General features: G+C 47.1%; 17 protein-coding genes and 1 tRNA gene. 10 read left to right on the plus strand and 8 right to left on the minus strand.

Annotated elements, in window-relative coordinates; genetic code table 11:
• Positions 1 to 199 precede the first annotated feature (199 nt).
• On the minus strand, positions 200 to 1,684 hold the full coding sequence (locus tag RIB93_RS02405; RefSeq protein ID WP_446369947.1) for an NADH-quinone oxidoreductase subunit M: 1,485 nt from the start codon (positions 1,682 to 1,684) through the stop codon (positions 200 to 202).
• 213 nt (positions 1,685 to 1,897) lie between these two features.
• A complete protein-coding gene (locus RIB93_RS02410) occupies positions 1,898 to 3,781 on the minus strand; it encodes an NAD(P)H-quinone oxidoreductase subunit F (RefSeq protein ID WP_446369949.1) in 1,884 nt (627 codons plus the stop codon).
• 54 nt (positions 3,782 to 3,835) lie between these two features.
• On the opposite strand from RIB93_RS02410, the gene RIB93_RS02415 reads away from it, so the two are divergent.
• The 8 genes from RIB93_RS02415 (at position 3,836) to RIB93_RS02450 (ending at position 10,816) form a co-directional block, all read left to right on the plus strand.
• The gene (locus tag RIB93_RS02415; protein ID WP_446369951.1) at positions 3,836 to 3,982 is read left to right on the plus strand and encodes a hypothetical protein; all 147 of its coding nucleotides are present in this window, start codon (positions 3,836 to 3,838) and stop codon (positions 3,980 to 3,982) included.
• Between the two features lie 387 nt (positions 3,983 to 4,369).
• Positions 4,370 to 4,681 (plus strand): carbon dioxide-concentrating mechanism protein CcmK, encoded by a 312-nt coding sequence (locus RIB93_RS02420; protein WP_006105229.1) that lies wholly within the window; start codon positions 4,370 to 4,372, stop codon positions 4,679 to 4,681.
• Positions 4,682 to 4,767: 86 nt separating this feature from the next.
• The gene (locus RIB93_RS02425; RefSeq protein ID WP_006105258.1) at positions 4,768 to 5,109 is read left to right on the plus strand and encodes a carbon dioxide-concentrating mechanism protein CcmK; all 342 of its coding nucleotides are present in this window, start codon (positions 4,768 to 4,770) and stop codon (positions 5,107 to 5,109) included.
• 138 nt (positions 5,110 to 5,247) lie between these two features.
• Positions 5,248 to 5,550 (plus strand): EutN/CcmL family microcompartment protein, encoded by a 303-nt coding sequence (locus tag RIB93_RS02430; protein ID WP_446369953.1) that lies wholly within the window; start codon positions 5,248 to 5,250, stop codon positions 5,548 to 5,550.
• A gap of 377 nt (positions 5,551 to 5,927) precedes the next feature.
• Positions 5,928 to 7,640: a ribulose bisphosphate carboxylase small subunit gene (locus RIB93_RS02435; protein WP_446369955.1), complete on the plus strand. Its 1,713-nt coding sequence runs from the start codon at positions 5,928 to 5,930 to the stop codon at positions 7,638 to 7,640.
• 278 nt (positions 7,641 to 7,918) lie between these two features.
• On the plus strand, positions 7,919 to 8,527 hold the full coding sequence (locus RIB93_RS02440; RefSeq protein ID WP_446369957.1) for a hypothetical protein: 609 nt from the start codon (positions 7,919 to 7,921) through the stop codon (positions 8,525 to 8,527).
• A gap of 166 nt (positions 8,528 to 8,693) precedes the next feature.
• Positions 8,694 to 9,473 (plus strand): BMC domain-containing protein, encoded by a 780-nt coding sequence (locus tag RIB93_RS02445; RefSeq protein WP_446369959.1) that lies wholly within the window; start codon positions 8,694 to 8,696, stop codon positions 9,471 to 9,473.
• Between the two features lie 332 nt (positions 9,474 to 9,805).
• Positions 9,806 to 10,816 carry a LysR substrate-binding domain-containing protein gene (locus tag RIB93_RS02450; protein WP_446369961.1) on the plus strand — a complete coding sequence of 337 codons (1,011 nt, stop codon included), beginning with the start codon at positions 9,806 to 9,808 and terminating at the stop codon, positions 10,814 to 10,816.
• On the opposite strand, the gene RIB93_RS02455 is transcribed toward RIB93_RS02450, so the two are convergent.
• Together RIB93_RS02455 and RIB93_RS02460 are read right to left on the minus strand one after the other, a co-directional pair.
• Positions 10,758 to 11,873 carry an ABC transporter permease gene (locus RIB93_RS02455; RefSeq protein ID WP_446369963.1) on the minus strand — a complete coding sequence of 372 codons (1,116 nt, stop codon included), beginning with the start codon at positions 11,871 to 11,873 and terminating at the stop codon, positions 10,758 to 10,760. The genes RIB93_RS02450 and RIB93_RS02455 overlap by 59 nt on opposite strands.
• A gap of 10 nt (positions 11,874 to 11,883) precedes the next feature.
• Positions 11,884 to 12,759 carry an Npun_R2479 family HD domain-containing metalloprotein gene (locus tag RIB93_RS02460; RefSeq protein ID WP_446369965.1) on the minus strand — a complete coding sequence of 292 codons (876 nt, stop codon included), beginning with the start codon at positions 12,757 to 12,759 and terminating at the stop codon, positions 11,884 to 11,886.
• 305 nt (positions 12,760 to 13,064) lie between these two features.
• Here RIB93_RS02460 and RIB93_RS02465 point away from each other — a divergent pair.
• Positions 13,065 to 13,136: transfer RNA gene (locus RIB93_RS02465), tRNA-Gly, on the plus strand.
• Between the two features lie 353 nt (positions 13,137 to 13,489).
• On the opposite strand, the gene RIB93_RS02470 is transcribed toward RIB93_RS02465, so the two are convergent.
• The 3 genes from RIB93_RS02470 to RIB93_RS02480 form a co-directional block, all read right to left on the minus strand.
• A complete protein-coding gene (locus tag RIB93_RS02470; protein WP_446369967.1) occupies positions 13,490 to 14,014 on the minus strand; it encodes a hypothetical protein in 525 nt (174 codons plus the stop codon).
• A gap of 277 nt (positions 14,015 to 14,291) precedes the next feature.
• Complete coding sequence (locus RIB93_RS02475; protein ID WP_446369969.1) at positions 14,292 to 15,065, minus strand: ZIP family metal transporter; 774 nt, start codon at positions 15,063 to 15,065, stop codon at positions 14,292 to 14,294.
• 161 nt (positions 15,066 to 15,226) lie between these two features.
• Complete coding sequence (locus RIB93_RS02480; protein ID WP_446369971.1) at positions 15,227 to 16,141, minus strand: alpha/beta fold hydrolase; 915 nt, start codon at positions 16,139 to 16,141, stop codon at positions 15,227 to 15,229.
• A gap of 214 nt (positions 16,142 to 16,355) precedes the next feature.
• Between RIB93_RS02480 and RIB93_RS02485 the strand changes: the two genes are divergently transcribed.
• Entirely contained in the window at positions 16,356 to 17,747 is a 1,392-nt protein-coding gene (locus tag RIB93_RS02485) for an S-layer homology domain-containing protein (protein ID WP_446369973.1), read from the plus strand.
• A 332-nt stretch (positions 17,748 to 18,079) separates the two neighbouring features.
• Here RIB93_RS02485 and RIB93_RS02490 read toward each other — a convergent pair whose 3' ends face one another.
• Positions 18,080 to 18,589 (minus strand): hypothetical protein, encoded by a 510-nt coding sequence (locus RIB93_RS02490; RefSeq protein WP_446369975.1) that lies wholly within the window; start codon positions 18,587 to 18,589, stop codon positions 18,080 to 18,082.
• Positions 18,590 to 18,641 lie beyond the last annotated feature (52 nt).

The following is an 18,641-nucleotide window of genomic DNA, read 5'->3' on the forward strand; positions in this document are numbered from 1 at the left end:
CCCTTAAGTAGCAAAGGCTCTAACAGAATCAAAAGCCTGTTTTATTAGAATTGCTTTTTTTAATCTCCATGATTCTTGCGTAGCAAGGATTATGGAGATTATTTTTTAGTATTTTATCATAGCTAGTCTAAAAGAGCCAACTTTTTTTTCGCTATTGATAGTAACGTTTAGGCAAAACCCGCCCTGACTCAGTATTAACTTATTTCTCTAAAGCAATTGTCGGTGAATGTGTCACCATCGTCGCTGTAGTTGTTTCACTCAAACGCACTAACCATCCCGGTTGAATGCCAAAAATAACAATCAACACGGCTAACACAATCGCAGGTATCCGTTCACTCCAGTAAACACGGGGTAAATCAATCACCTGCGCCGAGAGACGACCAAAAAAGGTGCGATCCAACAGAATTAAGAAATAAACCGCCGTTAAAACTGTCCCAATCATACACAGAAGCGTTTGCACCGGAAACGCCGGAAAACTCCCCCGAAATACCAGAAATTCGGAGATAAATCCCACCATTCCCGGAATTCCCGCACTCGCCATTACCGCCAATACCATGAAGCTACCAATCAAAGGTAATCCGCGTTCCAGGTTCAAGAGTCCATTGAGAACATCTAAATCCCGCGAACCCGTCTTCTTATATACCACACCCACCAGGAAAAACAATAACGCCGAGATTAACCCATGACTCACCATTTGCATCACTGACGCCACCAGGGAAATTGATGTCGCAGCGGCGACTGCTAGTAAAATATACCCCATGTGCGCCACGGAACTAAACGCCACCATCTTCTTCATATCCCGTTGTGCGATCGCATTAAACGCGCCATAGAGAACACTGACAACTGCCCATATAGCTAACCATGGGGCGACTACTGTCCAAGCTTCTGGGAATAATCCTAAACCAAAGCGCAACAATCCATACGTTCCTAATTTCAGCAACACTCCCGCCAACAGCATGGAAATAGGCGTAGAGGCTTCAACGTGGGCATCCGGTAACCAGGTATGAAAGGGTACTAAAGGAATTTTAATCCCAAAGGCGATCACAATTCCGCCTAATAACAGCAATTGACGACCCACGGGCAATAATGAGGCTAAGTTTTGAACATTGCTGTAGGCAAAGGTATTTGCCCCACTCAAAAAGACCAAACCTAAAAAAGCCGCTAAAACCAGCGCCCCAGACGCCGCTGTATATAAGAGAAACTTGGTTGCCGCATAGCCACGCCGTTTTCCGCCCCAGATTGCAATTAACAAATATAAGGGAATTAATTCCAGTTCATAGAAGAGGAAAAACAGCAATAAGTCTTGCGCCAAAAATGCCCCGGCTACCCCAGCATTTAATAACAGAATTAGCGTGTAATAAAATCGAGGGCGTTCTAACTCCTGATCAGTCGCGTAAACCGCCATCACGGTGAGTAAGCCATTTAATACCACTAAGGGTATTGACAACCCATCGATGCCTAAACTGTAGGTTAACCCAATTGACTCAATCCAAGACAGTTTTTCCTGAAATTGAATACTCATCTGACCGGGATCAAACTGCGCTAGCAGTACCAGTGACCAAATAAATAGACCACTGGTAACGATTAGTGTGACTTGACGCGCCCTTTTTCCCATCAGCGTCGTGGGCAAAAATCCTACGACTAGGGCTGTTAATAGCGGGACTAAAATTAAAGCACTTAGCATGATTTGTGATTCGTCTTATGTCTGATGTCATTCGTCATACTCGCTTCCCGAAAAGAAGCAAGCCACGTCTTATGTCATCTAGTCCCTCTATGTCCCTCTGCGTTAAAAAAATATAATTATCGATACCAATCAATCAGGGCTGGTTTAGCCACTTATGGGTTAACTCATAAACAATTATAGTGAAACCCGCCCCTACAACCGACAACAAAATTTTTATTGCCCATTCAGAAACAACCACCGTTCCCAGTCCCACTGACTGAGGGGCCAACTCATCAATAGTGCTAATAAGCTGACGCCGATGAGAATCGTTAACAGGTAAAACTGGGATTTCCCCGAAACACTATATTTCAATGATTGACCCCCAACCACAGTGGCAAGACCGACTAAATTCACCGCACCATCGACAATATGACGGTCAATCCAGTCGGTCAGTTTAGAAAACAGGTCAACGGCAAAGACCACGGTCAGGTTGTAGAGTCGATCGACGTAAAAATCATAAGCTAAAAGGTCTTGCAAAAATCTCACAGGTAAGAGAATCGATCGCAATCCCGTTCTGTGTAAGTCCATTAAACCGCCAATCGCACAACCCACTACGCTGGAACCCAATAATAACAGTTGGGGGACTTCAATCAGGTACTCATACTTGGCAACGGGTAACAGGTTTAATTGTTGCAGCAACAATGGCATCCCCAGATTAATCAGGGTTAACCCGACCATAGGTAACGCCATGGGCCACACCACTTCCGGGACGCGGCGGGTTTTTGGCTGGGGATTGCCTAAAAATACTAGGCGAAAGACGCGGGTTAATCCTAAGGCTGTAATCCCATTCACCACGATAAAGGTTGCTACTAATCCGGGCGAATCCGCCCACAGTGAATTAATGCCTTTACTTATCGCCCAATACCCTCCTAGGGGCAATAGTCCAATCATCCCCGCTGTTCCGACGACAAAGGCACTGGTTGTGGCGGGCATCCGTGACCATAAGCCACCCATCTCGGTGAGATTTTGGTTACTGGTTGTGAGAATAATTGAACCCGTACTCATAAATAATAGGGCTTTGGCAAAGGCGTGGGCGAGGAGTAACGCCACGGCAAGATCGGCGTGTCCGGTTCCCACGGCGATAAACACCAACCCTAAATAAGCACTGGTGGTATGGGAGAGCGATCGCTTAATATCAATTTGGGCAATGGCGACTAAGGATGCACCAATCGCTGTGATCGTGCCAATTACCACTAACACGGATAAGGTGACTGGGGATAGGGCTAAAATCGGCAGCAGTTTTATCAACACATACGCCCCACAGCAGACGACCAGCGAATTCCGCAAGACGGAGGCGGGGTTGGGTCCTTCCATCGCTTCGTCTAACCATAAATGCAGGGGAAATTGAGCGCATTTCCCTAAAGGTCCGGCAATTAGGGCTAATCCCAGCAATGTGGCGAGGATGGGGGGGAGGTTTGCTGTTCCTGCCCAATTGTATAAGTTATTAAAGTTTAAGCTACCGGCGAGGCTTCCCAGGGTGACAACCCCCATTAACAGCAACATGTCACCCACCCGCTTGGTTAAAAAGGCATCTCGTGCAGCGGTAACCACTAAGGGTTGAGCATACCAAAAGCCAACGAGTAAGTAGGTGGAGAGGGTGAGCATTTCCAACAGGGCATAGCTCAAGAGTAAGGAATTACTCAAGGCAATTCCACTCATCGCCCCTTCAAAGAATCCCATTAAGGCAAAAAAGCGGGCTAATGCCCAGTCTTTTTCCATGTATCCTAGGGCATACAGTTGCGCCAACAGGCTGAGGCTGGTCACCACCTCTGCCGCACCTGTACTCACAGGCGACACTTCTAGGGCGAAGGAGAAATTGACGCCGCCAACTTGCAGCCAGTCAAATACAAACTCGTTCACCATCGGCTGATTTACGGCAGACCGGAAGATTACCAAACCGTGAATACAGGCAAAAAGCGTCATTAATATGTTAAGATAGGCAGCCGGACGGGGACCGGTGCGACGAATCACGCCTGTTGCCCAAGGTAAGCTTAAAATAGCGCCAATTAACCCATAAAACGGCACTAACCAAATTGTCTGATTCAGAAACTCTGTCATCCCGCTTGCGTACCTCGTTGGTTTTTGATCACTGGATCATATCGATACAGATTTTTGCCTATTGACCAAGGGATTCGCTGGCGCAAGGCTGGTGCGATCGCTGTTTTAGTCCCTCTATTTGAGTCCCTCTATATTATCTATATTAAAGGTCAGCTTAATCAAAGTGATAATCTGAACTTATACTTAACCCTAGAGCCTTGACCTTCTCTCCAAGCTTGAGTTGTTCGGTTAGGCGGTTTTCCTACCCGTTGTCCCCTGCTTGATTCTGAGGTGATTGTCTCAGCGTCTGGAGACTGGTCAGTTTAACTTATAAAAAGGTTACCAAAAAATTATAAAACAACGCCAACATTTCGCAAAAGCTGAGAATTTTGCCCAACCTCTCGATTATTATCGCTCTAGAGTTAAGTTTTGTTAAACAGTTTGATTAAGAATTATCATAATAATTTATATTGTCAATTGTGCCAAGCTTCTTTATGCTTGGTTTTGGCTAGTAATTTATTAGTCTAAACTTCGGCATTCCCGTCCAAATTTTCGCCCAACCGGGATGGGCTGACTCATGGTCAACGTATTCACAAGGAGAAAATCAACGTGCCAATTGCTGTAGGAATGATTGAAACCAAAGGCTTTCCGGCTGTCGTCGAAGCCGCCGATGCCATGGTGAAAGCTGCCCGTGTCACCTTGGTCGGGTATGAAAAAATTGGTAGTGCGCGGGTTACGGTTATTGTTCGGGGCGATGTCTCAGAAGTTCAAGCCTCCGTCGCGGCTGGCGTAGAATCTGCCAATCGGGTCAATGGGGGTGAAGTCGTATCCACCCACATCATTGCCCGTCCCCACGAAAACTTGGAATACGTTCTACCAATTCGATATAGCGAAGCCGTGGAGCAATTCCGATCCTATTAGCGAGATCTCTACGCTTAGATTGGGCTAAATACTGGCGCTCCCAAGGTGTCAAAACAGACAAACCCCTAGATTTTGGAGAAACATTCATGTCAATCGCCGTTGGAATGGTAGAAACCCTCGGCTTTCCGGCTGTCGTCGAAGCCGCTGACGCCATGGTGAAAGCCGCCCGCGTCACGTTGGTCGGGTATGAAAAAATCGGTAGTGGTCGGGTTACGGTTATCGTCCGGGGCGATGTGTCGGAAGTCCAAGCCTCTGTAGCCGCTGGTGTGGATAACGTCAAGCGCGTCAATGGGGGTCAGGTTCTATCCACTCACATTATTGCTCGCCCTCATGAAAACCTAGAGTACGTGCTGCCGATTCGGTACACTGAAGATGTAGAACAGTTCCGAGAAAGCACGAATGCCATCCGTCCGCTTAACCGTCCCTAAGACCAATACCCTTATCCGTAAATAATTATGGGAAAGGTTAATTGGGGATTGAGACAAAGGCAAGACTCGCTGGTTAAAAAAAACGGCAACTCAGTCCGCCCAAAACCGACGATCCAAAATCCCAACCGTGGAGGATAAATGCAAATTGCCAGAGTGCGGGGGACAGTCGTTAGTACTTGTAAAGAACCCAGCCTGAGAGGTGTAAAATTTCTCTTAGTACAGTTTATGGATGAAGAGGGTAAACCTCTACCTAACTACGAAGTGGCAGCAGATGTCGTCGGTGCGGGTGTGGATGAGTGGGTTTTGGTGAGTTGTGGCAGCGCAGCCCGTCAGGTGGGTGAAAGTGATAAGCGCCCTATTGATGCTATGGTAGTGGGGATTATCGACACCGTTAATGTAGATAATCACATTCTCTACAGTAAAAAAGATCAATATCGATAGTCTGGGGTGAAAAAAGTCATCCGAAATCGTTAACACCAATCATGAGCAAGCCCTGAGTCCGACTCCCTTATCGGTCTAAGATGACTGACCGCCAGACCAAGAATTCATACCCTAATTTGGCGTATTAAAGCCAATATCTATTCTGCTGGCGGCAGGGGGTCAACTCAAGAAACCCCAGCTCAGTACCCTGGTTTTAACCAAAGGCTTCCCTCTGAAAACTCGACAATCTGGAATTGCTGATGTTTTGAGTCCAGCTTAAACAAAGATATTTATATCTCCAGTGGGGTAAACATCCAAGAGATTTGGATGGAATGCTCTTGGTTTAAACAAAAAAACAACACGTTGATATACGTTGTGCAAGGCAGGAAAATATTATCATGGTAGTTAGTAGCTACGCGGCACCCCCGACCCCTTGGTCAAAAAGTTTGGCGGAACCCAAAATTCACGAAAGTGCCTACGTCCACTCCTTTTCTAATATTATCGGAGATGTCAGAATCGCCGAAAATGTCCTGATTTCTCCGGGGACTTCCATTCGAGCAGACGAAGGTGGACCGTTTTACATTGCCGCTGGCTCGAATATTCAAGATGGAGTGGTGATTCATGGCTTAGAAGATGGGCGAGTGATGGGAGATGACAAAAAAGCTTACTCCGTCTGGGTTGGTCAGAATACCTCTATTACTCATCTATGCCTGATTCACGGTCCAGCCTACATTGGAGATGATAGCTTTATTGGCTTTCGCTCCACCGTGTTTAATGCTCGCATCGGTCAGGGCTGTATCGTCATGATGCACGCCTTGGTGCAAGATGTGGAAATTCCGCCGGGGAAATATGTACCCTCTGGAGCAGTCATTAATAACCAGCAGCAAGCGGATAGACTGCCCGATGTCCAAGAGGAGGATCTCACGTTTGCTCATAATCTGATCGCCTGCAACGATGCATTGCGATCAGGGTATCAGTGTGCAGAGGATGAAGCTTGTATTGCGCCAATCCGCAAGGAGAGGCTTCAAGCCTCTGACTCTGATCAGGAAAATGGAAATCAACCTTCTCGTCGTTCTTCTTATTCTTATAGTTCCATGCCTTCATTTACAGCCATAAATTCAGACCTGCAGAAACAAATTCGTCAACTGTTAGCTCAAGGATATCGGATTGGTGCCGAATATGCCGATGAGCGGCGCTTCCGGACGAGTTCTTGGAAAAGTGCGATCGCGATTCACTCAGATCGTGAATCAGAGGTGCTTGATGCTCTGAGCGATTGCTTAACCGAACATGAGGGCGAATATGTCCGCCTGATTGGGATTGACCCGAAAGCCAAACGGCGGGTGATGGAAGAAATTATCCAAAGACCAGGTGATCAGCCGTCCAAGTCCACCCCAGCGAAAGCATCTTCGAGTTATCGTTACAGTCAACCTGCGGCGAGCAACAAGCGTCAGGTTTCCCGTTCCCAGCCTCAATTAGAATCCGATCTTCAGCAAACGGTGGTGGGACTGGTCGCTCAAGGTTATGGGGTTGGCTTAGAATATGCCGATGAGCGGCGCTTCCGCACCAGTTCTTGGAAGAGCGCGATGTCGATTCAATCCAATCGCGAATCGGAGGTGATGGACGCGATTACCGACTGTTTAGCCGACCATGAGGGCGAGTACGTGCGCTTGATTGGGATTGATCCCAATGTGAAACGGCGGGTGCTACAAGAAATTATTCAACGACCCGATAGTAAAGCCTTGACAACAGGGACATCGGTCTACTCAAATGGTCGGCGCGATCGCACCAGCACCAAAACCTCGGTATCAGCACCCTCAAAAGCGGATTCTGTATCACCTGCGGATACGTCTTTGAGCCAAGAGGCGATTGATCAAATCCGGGGTTTGTTAGCTCAGGGCTACAAAATTGGTACCGAACACGCCGACAAGCGTCGCTTCCGCACCAGTTCCTGGCAAAGCTGCGCTCCCATCGAATCCAATCAGGTTTCTGAGGTGATTGAGGGGTTAGAAGGCTGTATGGCTGAACATAGTGAGGAATATGTTCGTCTGATTGGCATTGATCCAAAAGCCAAGCGGCGTGTCTTTGAAACCCTGATTCAAAAGCCAAATTGAGCAACCCTTAAGTCAGGAACCGTTAGAAGTCCGCTGGCAGGGAAAGGGTGATCGTTGATTGGGGATTGGCGATGGAGTTAGAGCAAGAACTCAATTCTTTCTCCGGAATTGCTCAACAGAGAATTGACAATTTTTAATCCTCAATCCCTTTCCTTTTCCACAGAGGGAATCCGAAATCACTGACTTCAAAATCGCGGTACTTCTAATTCTATTGACCGGATTAGCTTCACGTTTATAACGTCTATAACTATAAAATGCATTTGCCCCTGCCACTACCATTGAGCAGTCACTCTCATGTCTATGTTCAAGGTGATGTAACCATTGATCCGAGTGCTGTTATTTCATCGGGAGTAATTTTGCGGGCTAATCCTGAGAGTCAAGTGATTATCGCGGCAGGTGTTTGTATTGGTGCAGGTTCAATTCTGCACGCTGACCAAGGGACGTTAGAGATAGAAACCGGTGTCAATCTGGGTACAGGTGTATTGGTCGTGGGTCACGGGACAATTGGGGCAAATGCTTGTATCGGTTCACTGACCACGATTTGGAATGCTTCGATTGAGCGATTAACCGTTGTGCCTGCGGGGTCTGTTGTTGGTGATGTGGGGCGTCAAGTTGCCGAAGTTTGTGCACCAGCGACTCCTCCGGTTGATAGCTATAATCCCCCAGAAGCGGTGAATCATTCACCTAAGATCGCCTCTAGCCCATCTCCCTCTCCTGAACAGCCTGAACAGCAGGATGCTAACCCACCTGTTGATTCACAGAGACGTTCCAGTGAGTCTACGACGGAAGAGGAACCTGAATCTGCTAACTCCCCGGCGGAAAACTCTGTCTATGGGCAAGGTAGTGTAGACCGGATTCTCAAAACTCTATTTCCCTATAATCAATAATTTGGACTCCTGATGCAGGGGAGTCATTTAGCCCCTTTAATGTGTAGTGTTAAGATCAGCGCTGAGATAGGTTATACCGATAAGTTGTTAGCGTTGAGGTGTTGGGTTTCTTAGACTGGATTAGAGGCAACACTTAACTGCCAACAACGACATGGAGAGCCGAGCTATGGAGTCATACAACCCTGGAATTATCCCCCACACCCCCTCTACTCAACGGAATCGCTTTCGTCACTCCTCTTTGGGTTTGGTGTCTACGCTCAGTTTTCCCGTAATTGTGAGTACGGCTGATGCGATGCTCAAGGCGTCTGGAGTGACGTTGATAGGATTTGAAAAAATTGGTAGTGGTCACTGTACGGCAATTGTGCGCGGCGCTACAGCAGAAGTACGGATTGCGGTGCAAGCTGGGGTTGAACATGCTAAACGAGAAGGTCGATTATTGTCCTCCTTGGTAATTCCTCGACCCTTTCCCAACTTGGAGGTTGTCTTACCTCTGGGTTCTCATTTGCTAGAAGAGGCGCAACAGCAACTGCGATCGCGCCATAGTTCCCAAGCCCTAGGACTTCTAGAAACCCGAGGCTTTCCCGCGATCGTCGGTGCAGCGGATGCGATGCTCAAATCTGCAAATGTAGAACTGACGGGTTACGAAACCATAGGCGCGGGCTTATGTACCGTGATTATCCGGGGTCGAGTGGCGGAAGTTGCCATGGCGCTGCAAGTGGGTATGGCAGAAGCCCAACGGATTGGGGAACTGGTTGCTGTTACCGTGATTACTCGACCGTTAGAAGATCTCGAACAAGCGCTACCCTTGGCAAGTTACTTCATTGAAGAAGAAGAAACACCCGAACCCCTACGATTGCCTGTCGAGGTCAAGGAAACAGAGAAGGAATTAGTCGAACTCCCTGATTTAGATCAATTGCCCGCGCCGACTAAAGAAATTGACTTCTGATATCAAGTTGCGGCTTAATCGGAGGTTTAACGGCTCTCCCAACCCCCTATCACTAATCTGCTTTCTGCCCTGGAGCCTTCTGCTAAAAAAAGGCGTTGCACCCAATTCCAGCGATGATCGGATTAAGCTTTCCTGTAGGTACAGGCTAAAACCAAACCGCTTATTCCGGAACATACAAATTGGTTAGGGGGCAACGCAGGCTGGAAGGAAGACTGTCACTTGTTTGGTGTTATCTGAAATATTAACTCAGAGTTACCATAGGAAAAATATATTGTTCTGATAGAAATCATAGACTATAATCTATAAATTATTTCTATCAAGGAGGAGTATCGTTGAAGCAAGCCACGCTGCATCAGCTCAAAGTCTTTGAAGCCGTTGCTCGACATAATAGTTTTACTCGTGCAGCCGAAGAACTATTTCTCACCCAACCCACGGTGTCAATGCAGGTGAAACAGTTGACCCGAGCGGTTGGTGTTCCCTTATTTGATCAAGTAGGCAAACGTCTTTATCTTACCCAAGCCGGAGAGGAACTCGTCAAGACCTGTCGTGCCATATTTGAGAATTTAGACCAGTTTGAGATGACCGTCGCTGATTTGCAAGGTCTGAAACAGGGACGCCTGCGGGTTTCGGTGATCACAACCGCCAAATATTTTATTCCCCGGTTACTCGGTCCATTTTGTCGGCGTTATCCAGGAATCGATGTGTCGCTTCAGGTGACCAATCATGAATTTATCTTGAATCGTCTGAATGACAATGCCGATGACTTGTATGTCATGAGTCAACTCCCGGATCTGGATATTACCTACGAAGCCATTCTTGACAATCCCCTCGTTGTCATCGCCCCGGCGGATCATCCGTTGGTGAATGAAACCAATATTCCTCTAGAGCGTTTGGCAGAGGAACCCTTTATTATGAGAGAACCGGGATCAGGAACACGCAAGGCAGTACAAGAACTATTTGATGCCCGTGATATTGAGTTAAAAGTACAGCTTGACTTAGGCAGCAATGAAGCCATTAAACAAGCGATCGCGGGAGGGTTAGGCATTTCGGTTTTATCCCGTCATACCTTAGCCTTAGAGGGCATCTGTAACCAACTGACCATTCTAGATGTGGAAGAATTCCCGATTGAACGATACTGGTATGCGGTTTACCCAAATGGCAAACAACTCTCCATTGTCGCTCGCACCTTTCTCGATTATCTGCTCACCGAAGGCAAAGACTTTGCCCAAAAGACTGCCCTACGCCGAACCTTGCCACCAGCGCAATCCAATGGAACTCTTCCCCCTAGCGCTGCAAACTCCGAGGATCAAGGGCATCCCGTAGACCATCCCCCAGCAAGTTAAAGGCTAACACGGTCAAGATAATCAGCGCGGCGGGGGGCCAAATTAACCAGGGTTGTAGCACCAAAATCGAAGCATTCGTTGCCAAGGACAACAAATTTCCCCAGGAGGGGTCAGGTTGCTGAATGCCCAGACCAATTAAACTCAGCACCGATTCCGCCACAATAAAACTGGGGACGGCGAGAGTGGCTGAGATAATCACATAGGTGGCCGTTTGGGGCAGCACATGGCGGACAATAATGTACAGCGGTTTAGCCCCCATCGCCTGGGATGCTTGGACAAATTCTCGTTCTTTAATTGATAATACCTGTCCGCGAATCACCCGGGCTAATCCAGACCAGCCAATAAACGAGGTAATTAAAACAATTAACAAAAATCGTTGGGCGCTGGTTAGTCCTGGTGGTAACACTGACGCCAATGCCACGAGTAGGTATAGAGTGGGAATCGTCATCATCACTTCGACTAGGCGCATCAACATGGCATCAATCCACCCCCCGAAATAGCCAGAAATTCCGCCGATAATTAAACCCAGAGGAAAAGAGATGGCAATTCCCACTAACCCGATACTTAGACTAATTCGCCCTCCATACACCAAACGACTGAATTGATCACGACCTTGCTCATCCGTCCCCAACAGATTCAGTTTGCCTTCACCAATCGTGCCGAACAAGTGCAAGTTCATCGGAATTCCGCCAAATATCTCCACCTCTTCAAAATTTGGTGGTAAGGGGAAACGCAGTTGCAGAAACTGGTACGCCGAACCTTGAACAAATAAACGGATGGGGGACGGACTTTGCCAATCCACCATCAGTTCTCGTTCCCCCGTCTCTAAATCTGTTGGTCCTTGGGTAGTTGGGTAAACATGGGGACCAATAAACCTGCCTTCAGGAGTGCGCCAGTAGACTTGGGTGGGTGGCAACAGGGAACCATTGGGTTGGGAGACATACGGGTCATAAGGCGCGACAAAATCAGCCGCAATTACGGCAAGGTAAAAAATCAATAGCACGATCGCGCCAAACCGAGCCAGGGGGTTCTTTTTCAGTTTTTGCCACCAGTTCATGGGTTACAGGTTAAGAGTTAAGCTGCTGGGCGAGTTGTCGGTGTTGTTCTTCGTTCTTTTCGTGTTCGACAACAAACACATTGGAGTAGAGGTTGGCGGTGATTTGCTTACCCTCTTGGGTGAGGGACAGGTAACGCAGGGCTTCCTGGATAAACGGAAATACTCCATTCCAGTAAAACCTGGAATAACCAGCGCGAAGGTCACCAGGATGCTCATAGCCTAAGGCTTGATTGACACCCGTTTCTTCAAATTCGTAGAATAGAGAGCTAATTTTCTTGAGATAGCGGGGATCAGAAAGCTGACCAATTAAGTCAGAGGCACGAATCAAACCGGGATAATTCAGGGTATCTCGATGATCCCCTTCTTTGGGAACCGGGAAACGAGTCAGTTCAATATTGAGCTTAATCAGTTCCGCGTCAATCAGTTTATGACCGCCAAATCGCTCATCGGTAAACAGTTTCGCCCGATCAACATGATGAGGCGTTAGGGATGCATCGGTAGCGCCAGGAGGCAGATGCACCATCTCACCATTTTTGCCCGTCGCATAAAGTCGTTCAGTTTCGCGATCCTGACGACAGACGCCTTTGACGTAGCCAATGTCGTGGCAAACCAGAGAAATGATAAAGTGCAACCAATCTTCTGGTGTGACGCCCCCTTCACGGATATGCTTGCCTCGGAGAATCTCCTGACCGACTAAGGTGACGAGAATAGAATGCTCGACATTATGATAGAGGGCATCGCTGTTGGCAATATTTTCCATTGCCATACTGCCTGCCCAAGCAATAATGTCCTCATAGTCAGTTTTCAGCCCCCCGTAAGTCCGGTGGTAGCCGTCCCGGAGTTTTTGGACAAATGAGTTTATGAGAATTTCTGTTGCGTTAAACATCCTGGGTAATCCCTGCGGAGTGCAATGGTTTGAGGATCAATCGAACAGTTATAACTCTATACTTTACAGGATGCAATGAAATTAAGCTGATTGTGAGCTGAGGATTCACAACCTCGGCGTGTTCTTAGTCATAGCTAACTGCTACCGAACTCGCAACCCCTTTATTTGCAAGACTTTCAGGGGTTTTGTGTAAACAAAAACACACCTAACTCAATCAAGGTTAAGTCTTTAACTTCAGAGTCAGGTAGAAATATGAGGCAAATTTATTGATATAATAGCTTAAAGATTCTCGTTGAGAGTAACTTGCGGGTGTAGTTCAGTGGTAGAACGTCAGCTTCCCAAGCTGGATGTCGTGGGTTCGAGTCCCATCACCCGCTCTACTGGCATGGCACAGCTAAAATGGTGGAATAGACTTTACCATTGAATCGGGCGCACGTCTATGCGCCCCTACGGTTTCGGGTCTCCCATTCTAATTCATCTTGCTAAGGTGTGCCACGCCACTACAGTGACTAAGGGCGTCGCTTCGCGGCAATTGAGCGTTCGACTGAACTTCGACAGGCTCAGTTGCCGCGTGAGCGCGGCTCGACTGAGCGCTCGCCGAACGTCCGAAGTCCTGTCGAAATTCAGGGTCAAGCGATTTAAATTAATTTTTCTTCTTTTGTCCTAACCTTAGAGCGTAGTGCTATAACTCCCCATTTCCCTTATCTAACCTATCTCTTGCTTGGAAAATTCAGTTCAACAAAGATTTCCATTCTTTTTTCAAACAGTGCAGCACCTCAGGCTCAAAGAGGACAACTTTTTGGTCGTCGGGAAACTTTCCTTGGCACAAGCGCACGGCAATTTGTCCTAAGCTTTCACTGAAAAGAATCTGCTTAAATAACAGATTATCTGTTTTCTCGATCAGATGAACCGCTGTAGCAAATTCCCCTTCTAAATCAAAACCAACATTCAGTTTGATGTGATGGACTTCGTGAATACAGCGGAAAATCAGGTTAATGTCTGAACCCAAAAGATCAGAGTTGTTGAACTGAGTGGTAATCATTAGTTTTCCTTGGTTGTAATCCCTATAGATATGCTCTAAGCTCAGTTCTGTTCCTTTCATGTAAGGAAAGTAATCAACATACTGAAACTCCATACCCTGGAGTTCTACCTGTGCTATATCCACGATAAACTGACGGAAGCCTTTCACGATGGAAGGCGAGAGATCATACGCTGGGGTATCAATGTAATACCGAGCAATGTCTTCAAGATTCATTTGTTTTTGTTAGATGCAACCAACTGATAATCGAAATCACCAGACAACCTAATCATTGACCTGGCTTGCTGAGGGTAGTCCCTCACAGAATTCACCCAATTCAATTTTGGGAGATCTCAGCCCAAAAAACATCCAGAGAACTACGGAAATTTTTGGGTGAAATTCCCGAAAAGTCCGCGTGGATTCACCGATGGAGGTTTATTTATAAAGTAAATACAAAAAAGCTAGACAAAGTACATAGACTGTGCTACTCACTTTGTTTTATCGAGGTATTGGTTCAACCTAAGCCAATATCGAGAAGCATCATGATCACGAATCCTACTATAATCCCAATTGTGGCTTCGTGTTCGCGACCTTGACGATGGGATTCGGGGATAATTTCATCGCTAATCACAAACAGCATCGCACCCGCTGCAAATGCCATTCCCCAGGGTAAAAGGGGTTGTGCGATCGCCACCACACCTGCACCCAGTAAACCCCCCACGGGTTCGACTAACCCTGTCAACAACGAAACCCCCACAGCATAAAAGCTTGAGTAACCTTCCGCCAACAACGAAACCGCTACAACCAAACCCTCTGGAATATTCTGCAATCCAATCCCGATCGCCAAGGGAATTCCCTGCGCCGGATTTCCTGCACCAAAGTTAACCCCAACCGCCAAGCCTTCGGGAAAGTTATGAATCGTAATCGCGATAATAAATAACCAAATGCGTCTGAGATGTTGAGAATTTACCCCTTCTGAACCCTTATGAAAATGTTCGTGTGGTAGATACTTATTACTTAACCCTAAAAACGCCGTTCCCAGAAGCACACCCAAACTCATAATTAACGCTGCATTCATCTGGGAAGCGCCTTGAGAAATCGCCGCATCTTTACCCGGTAAAATTAACGAAAACGCCGTCGCAGCTAGCATTACCCCACCCCCGAATCCTAACGCGATCGCTTGTAATCGGTGGGTCAAAGGAATCGGTAAAAATACGGGTAACGCACCGACAAAGGTTGCGAGTCCCGCCAGTAAACTGGCAATAAAACCCGCAAGAATTGGATTCATAAGGGAACAGGGAACAGGGAACAGGGAACAGGGAACAGGGAACAGGGAACGGTAAGAATGTTCTAACTTGCCTTAAGCTGTTCGGCATTTAAACATTAATGTCAAGAATGGCTCTCATCATTGCCGTAGTGCGAGCATCTTGCTCGCTACCCATCCCCAATTTAAATGCATGACAGCTTAGTGCTGCTATATTGCTGACTCAGCCAATCGAGAATTAAGGAATTAACCCTGTCTGGCTTCTCATCATGTGGACAATGACCCGCTTGGGGGATGGCAAAAAACTCGACATCTTTCTCCATTTGGCGCTGCTGCTGGTAAATCGCCGCCCCATTAATGGGTGTCCAAGGGTCATTTTCGCCCCAAAGAACTAATAGAGGACGGTTTAATTTGGGTAATAATTCCCCAGGCGCAGGACCGGCTGGACCCGTTAAGACAGATGCAAATACCTGTTGGGCACCCGGATCACAGGAGGGCTGGTAGAGTAAATCGACTAATTCTTCTGTAATCGCGGCGGGATCACAGTAAACCTGACGCAGCGTGTTGCGAATTCGGTTTTTTTGGCGAATTCGGTTAAATAAAAACGGACCGACGGTTTTAGAACTGACCAATTTGTTAAAGGTTCCCATCACCAGCCGCAAGGGTAAATTTAACTCATCGGGACGGTGATTTAAGCCCCCTGCACAGTTAATTAAAACACCACCAACGGCGATATCCGGGTCTTGAGTAACCACCATTAAACTCAATAGCGCCCCAATTGAGTTGCCAATAAATACCGTTGGTTCTTGGATATGGGCGTCCCAGAAGTCTTTGATCTGTTCCTGCCATACCTCTAAGCTGTAGTTTAAGGCGGGTTTATCTGATCCGCCGAACCCTAACAGGTCAATCGCAAACACCCGATATCCTGCATCCGCCAGAACCGGGATATTCTTGCGCCAATGTCCAATGGATGCACCAAAGCCGTGAATCAATAACAAGGGTTGACCTGTTCCCTGGACGGTGTATTGAATTGAGTGACCTTGCCAAGTCCAAACGTGCTTTTCTAAGGGGTTGTTCGGGATTCGCGGTTGGGTAATCACGGTGCTTTATGAAGTTTGTTTAAGTGTTTTGTTCTATGATACCGGGATTGAGACAGATTCTGGAAAATTTTTGCCCAGATTCCTGTTTATTGAGAATCGCCACGTTTGAATAAATGGGAACAGTTTCCCCATCAGTTCTGTCTTTAGATTCCTTTTGTTTGTGTTTGGTATGCGTGTTATGAGTCAACAACTATTTGCGTCAAGCGGTAGGATAATGATCGTTGTCACTGGATTTGCGATCGCCACCGCTACTCCTTCCTTGGCAAATCCTATCCCCACATCTCCCCTAGAGGTGATTCAGGGGATGGAACTTGCCCAAACTTCCTCAGTAGAAGCGGATACCGTTGAATCTTTACCGGACGCGATCGCAGAGGCTGTCTTTGAGGATATCAGCCGTCGCCGTAATTTGGATACATCTGAGCTAAAAATCCTCAAAGTCGCCCGCCAAACTTGGTCTGATGGTTGTTTGGGATTAGGCGACGATCAGATTTGCACCCAGGCGCTAGTTCCAGGGTGGTTGGTGATTGTCGGGAGTGAGGATAAACTGTGGGCGTATCGCACGGATGGAACGGGTTCAGTCGTCGCCCTGGATGAAACCGTAAGCCAGAAAATGACCGCCCGGTATACCGCGACGCTGATTGAAGAACAACGCATCCGCACCCGCAACCGTGAAACTACGCAAATTACCTCCGGAAGTACCACCAGTCAAACCACACAGGGAACTGTTGACAGTCGCGCTAGTCAACGTCAAACCAACCAAACCACTCAGATGAGTGGGAGGACGACTCAACAGCAACAAGTCGCCGCTAGTGGTTCCCAAATCCGCCAAACTGTACAAACGAATTTCGCTGATATCGCCAGTAACTATTGGGCGCAGGACTTTATTGCCGAATTGGTACGCTTAGATATTATCAGCGGATTTCCCGATGGCAGATTTCGTCCCAATGAACCTGTGACTCGCGCCCAGTTTGCGGCGATGATTCGTAAGGCGTTTGAGAAGACGAAAATCCGTAATGTTAGTATCCGGGATGTTTCTAGCCGTCACTGGGCATACAATGCCATTGAAGAAGCTTGTGAAACGGGGTTTTTAACGGTTAATTCTGCTAATAACTTTAACCCCAAGCAAAAGTTATCGCGATTGGAAGTATTATTGGCATTAACTCAGGGGTTAAATTATTCTGTGAATGGATCAGCGACGAACATTTTGCAATTTTATAATGATGCATCAGCGATTCCGGTTAATGTTCGTCCTTTAGTTGCTGCGGCGACGCAGCGAGGCATTGTGGTCAATTATCCTAATGTCGAATTACTGAATCCTAATCAGATAGCAACTCGGGCAGAAGTAGCGGCATTTTTGTATCAAGCTTTGGTGAGTACCGGGGAAACCGTGGCAATTTCTTCTCCTTATGTGGCGGCGATTGAATTTGAAGAACTGGAAAATGAGGTGCAAGAATCGGGTGGAGAACAGGAAATAGAAATGGAAAAACCTCGACGCCAAAATTGTAACCAAGGCATTGGTAATGGGGCAGAAGGTTGTGATCCCGGCAATTCTCGTCCTCATGGCGGTAGTAATGATGAGGGGGGACGAACACCAGGAAATCGCTAATAATAAGTAGGGGGATATTCAGCCCCATTGGTGTCAACTTAAGCTCAAACAGAACGCAATACCTTGACGCGACCCTAACCCTCCCTTTATCAAGGGGAGGGAACTGGAAATTACCCCTTCCGTCCCCCTATTTGATCCCCCTTCCGTCCCCCTATTTGATCCCCCTTCCGTCCCCCTATTTGATCCCCCTTCCGTCCCCCTATTTGATCCCCCTTCCGTCCCCCTTAAAAAGGGGGAGACCAGATGTTGCTTCGCTTTTTGTTCCATGGGGGAGACCAGATGTTGCTTCGCTTTTTGTTCCATGGGGGATTTAGGGGGATATCCAACTGCTGCTATCCGGGCAGATTTTCTTTAAGCTGGGCGATATTTTCGGGGCTGAGGGTAAGTTTTACTTCGATTTGTTGCTGCTTATCGCGCAATGTGATAATATGATTTTCCTCTTGAGAGTGACTTTCCCATTGAGGATTGGTAATTTCTATTTTCTGATAGACAACTTCCGGAATTCCCACCCGGATGACTAAATTTTTCTGAGATTGAGGATAAATATAAAGCTGAAGCCGTTGCGGATCAAGTTCAAGTTTCCAGGGGGTTGTGCTGCGTTCTTGATCTGTGTCCACTTTTTGCCAGTAGAGGGTAATTCCGCGAATTTGGGGATTTTGCAGTTTAAACTCGTCGTCAAACCGCTGCCATTCCCAGTCGATTTCCTGGGCATTTCCACTAGCAGGAATTAGTCGCTGTCGCCATGCAATTTTACGGTTGTTTAACGCTGTCCAAAATTTGCTAATTTTGGTGAGATTTGCGCCATTTTCAGGATTGTCACTATTTTGTTGCCAAGTAATCATTTTTTAGGGAACAGGGAATGGGGAATGGGGAATGGGGAATTTAGGATTCATA

Origin of the sequence: Coleofasciculus sp. D1-CHI-01 (assembly GCF_040218875.1) — a bacterium.
Taxonomy (GTDB): domain Bacteria; phylum Cyanobacteriota; class Cyanobacteriia; order Cyanobacteriales; family Coleofasciculaceae; genus Coleofasciculus.

Excerpts from the sequence above, each read along its gene's own strand:
- RIB93_RS02405 (WP_446369947.1), bottom strand. The coding sequence starts at position 1,684 with ATGCTAAGTGCTTTAATTTTAGTCCCGCTATTAACAGCCCTAGTCGTA.
- RIB93_RS02410 (WP_446369949.1), bottom strand. The coding sequence starts at position 3,781 with ATGACAGAGTTTCTGAATCAGACAATTTGGTTAGTGCCGTTTTATGGG.
- RIB93_RS02425 (WP_006105258.1), top strand. The coding sequence starts at position 4,768 with ATGTCAATCGCCGTTGGAATGGTAGAAACCCTCGGCTTTCCGGCTGTC.
- RIB93_RS02430 (WP_446369953.1), top strand. The coding sequence starts at position 5,248 with ATGCAAATTGCCAGAGTGCGGGGGACAGTCGTTAGTACTTGTAAAGAA.
- RIB93_RS02435 (WP_446369955.1), top strand. The coding sequence starts at position 5,928 with ATGGTAGTTAGTAGCTACGCGGCACCCCCGACCCCTTGGTCAAAAAGT.
- RIB93_RS02445 (WP_446369959.1), top strand. The coding sequence starts at position 8,694 with ATGGAGTCATACAACCCTGGAATTATCCCCCACACCCCCTCTACTCAA.
- RIB93_RS02455 (WP_446369963.1), bottom strand. The coding sequence starts at position 11,873 with ATGAACTGGTGGCAAAAACTGAAAAAGAACCCCCTGGCTCGGTTTGGC.
- RIB93_RS02460 (WP_446369965.1), bottom strand. The coding sequence starts at position 12,759 with ATGTTTAACGCAACAGAAATTCTCATAAACTCATTTGTCCAAAAACTC.
- RIB93_RS02470 (WP_446369967.1), bottom strand. The coding sequence starts at position 14,014 with ATGAATCTTGAAGACATTGCTCGGTATTACATTGATACCCCAGCGTAT.
- RIB93_RS02475 (WP_446369969.1), bottom strand. The coding sequence starts at position 15,065 with ATGAATCCAATTCTTGCGGGTTTTATTGCCAGTTTACTGGCGGGACTC.
- RIB93_RS02485 (WP_446369973.1), top strand. The coding sequence starts at position 16,356 with ATGATCGTTGTCACTGGATTTGCGATCGCCACCGCTACTCCTTCCTTG.
- RIB93_RS02490 (WP_446369975.1), bottom strand. The coding sequence starts at position 18,589 with ATGATTACTTGGCAACAAAATAGTGACAATCCTGAAAATGGCGCAAAT.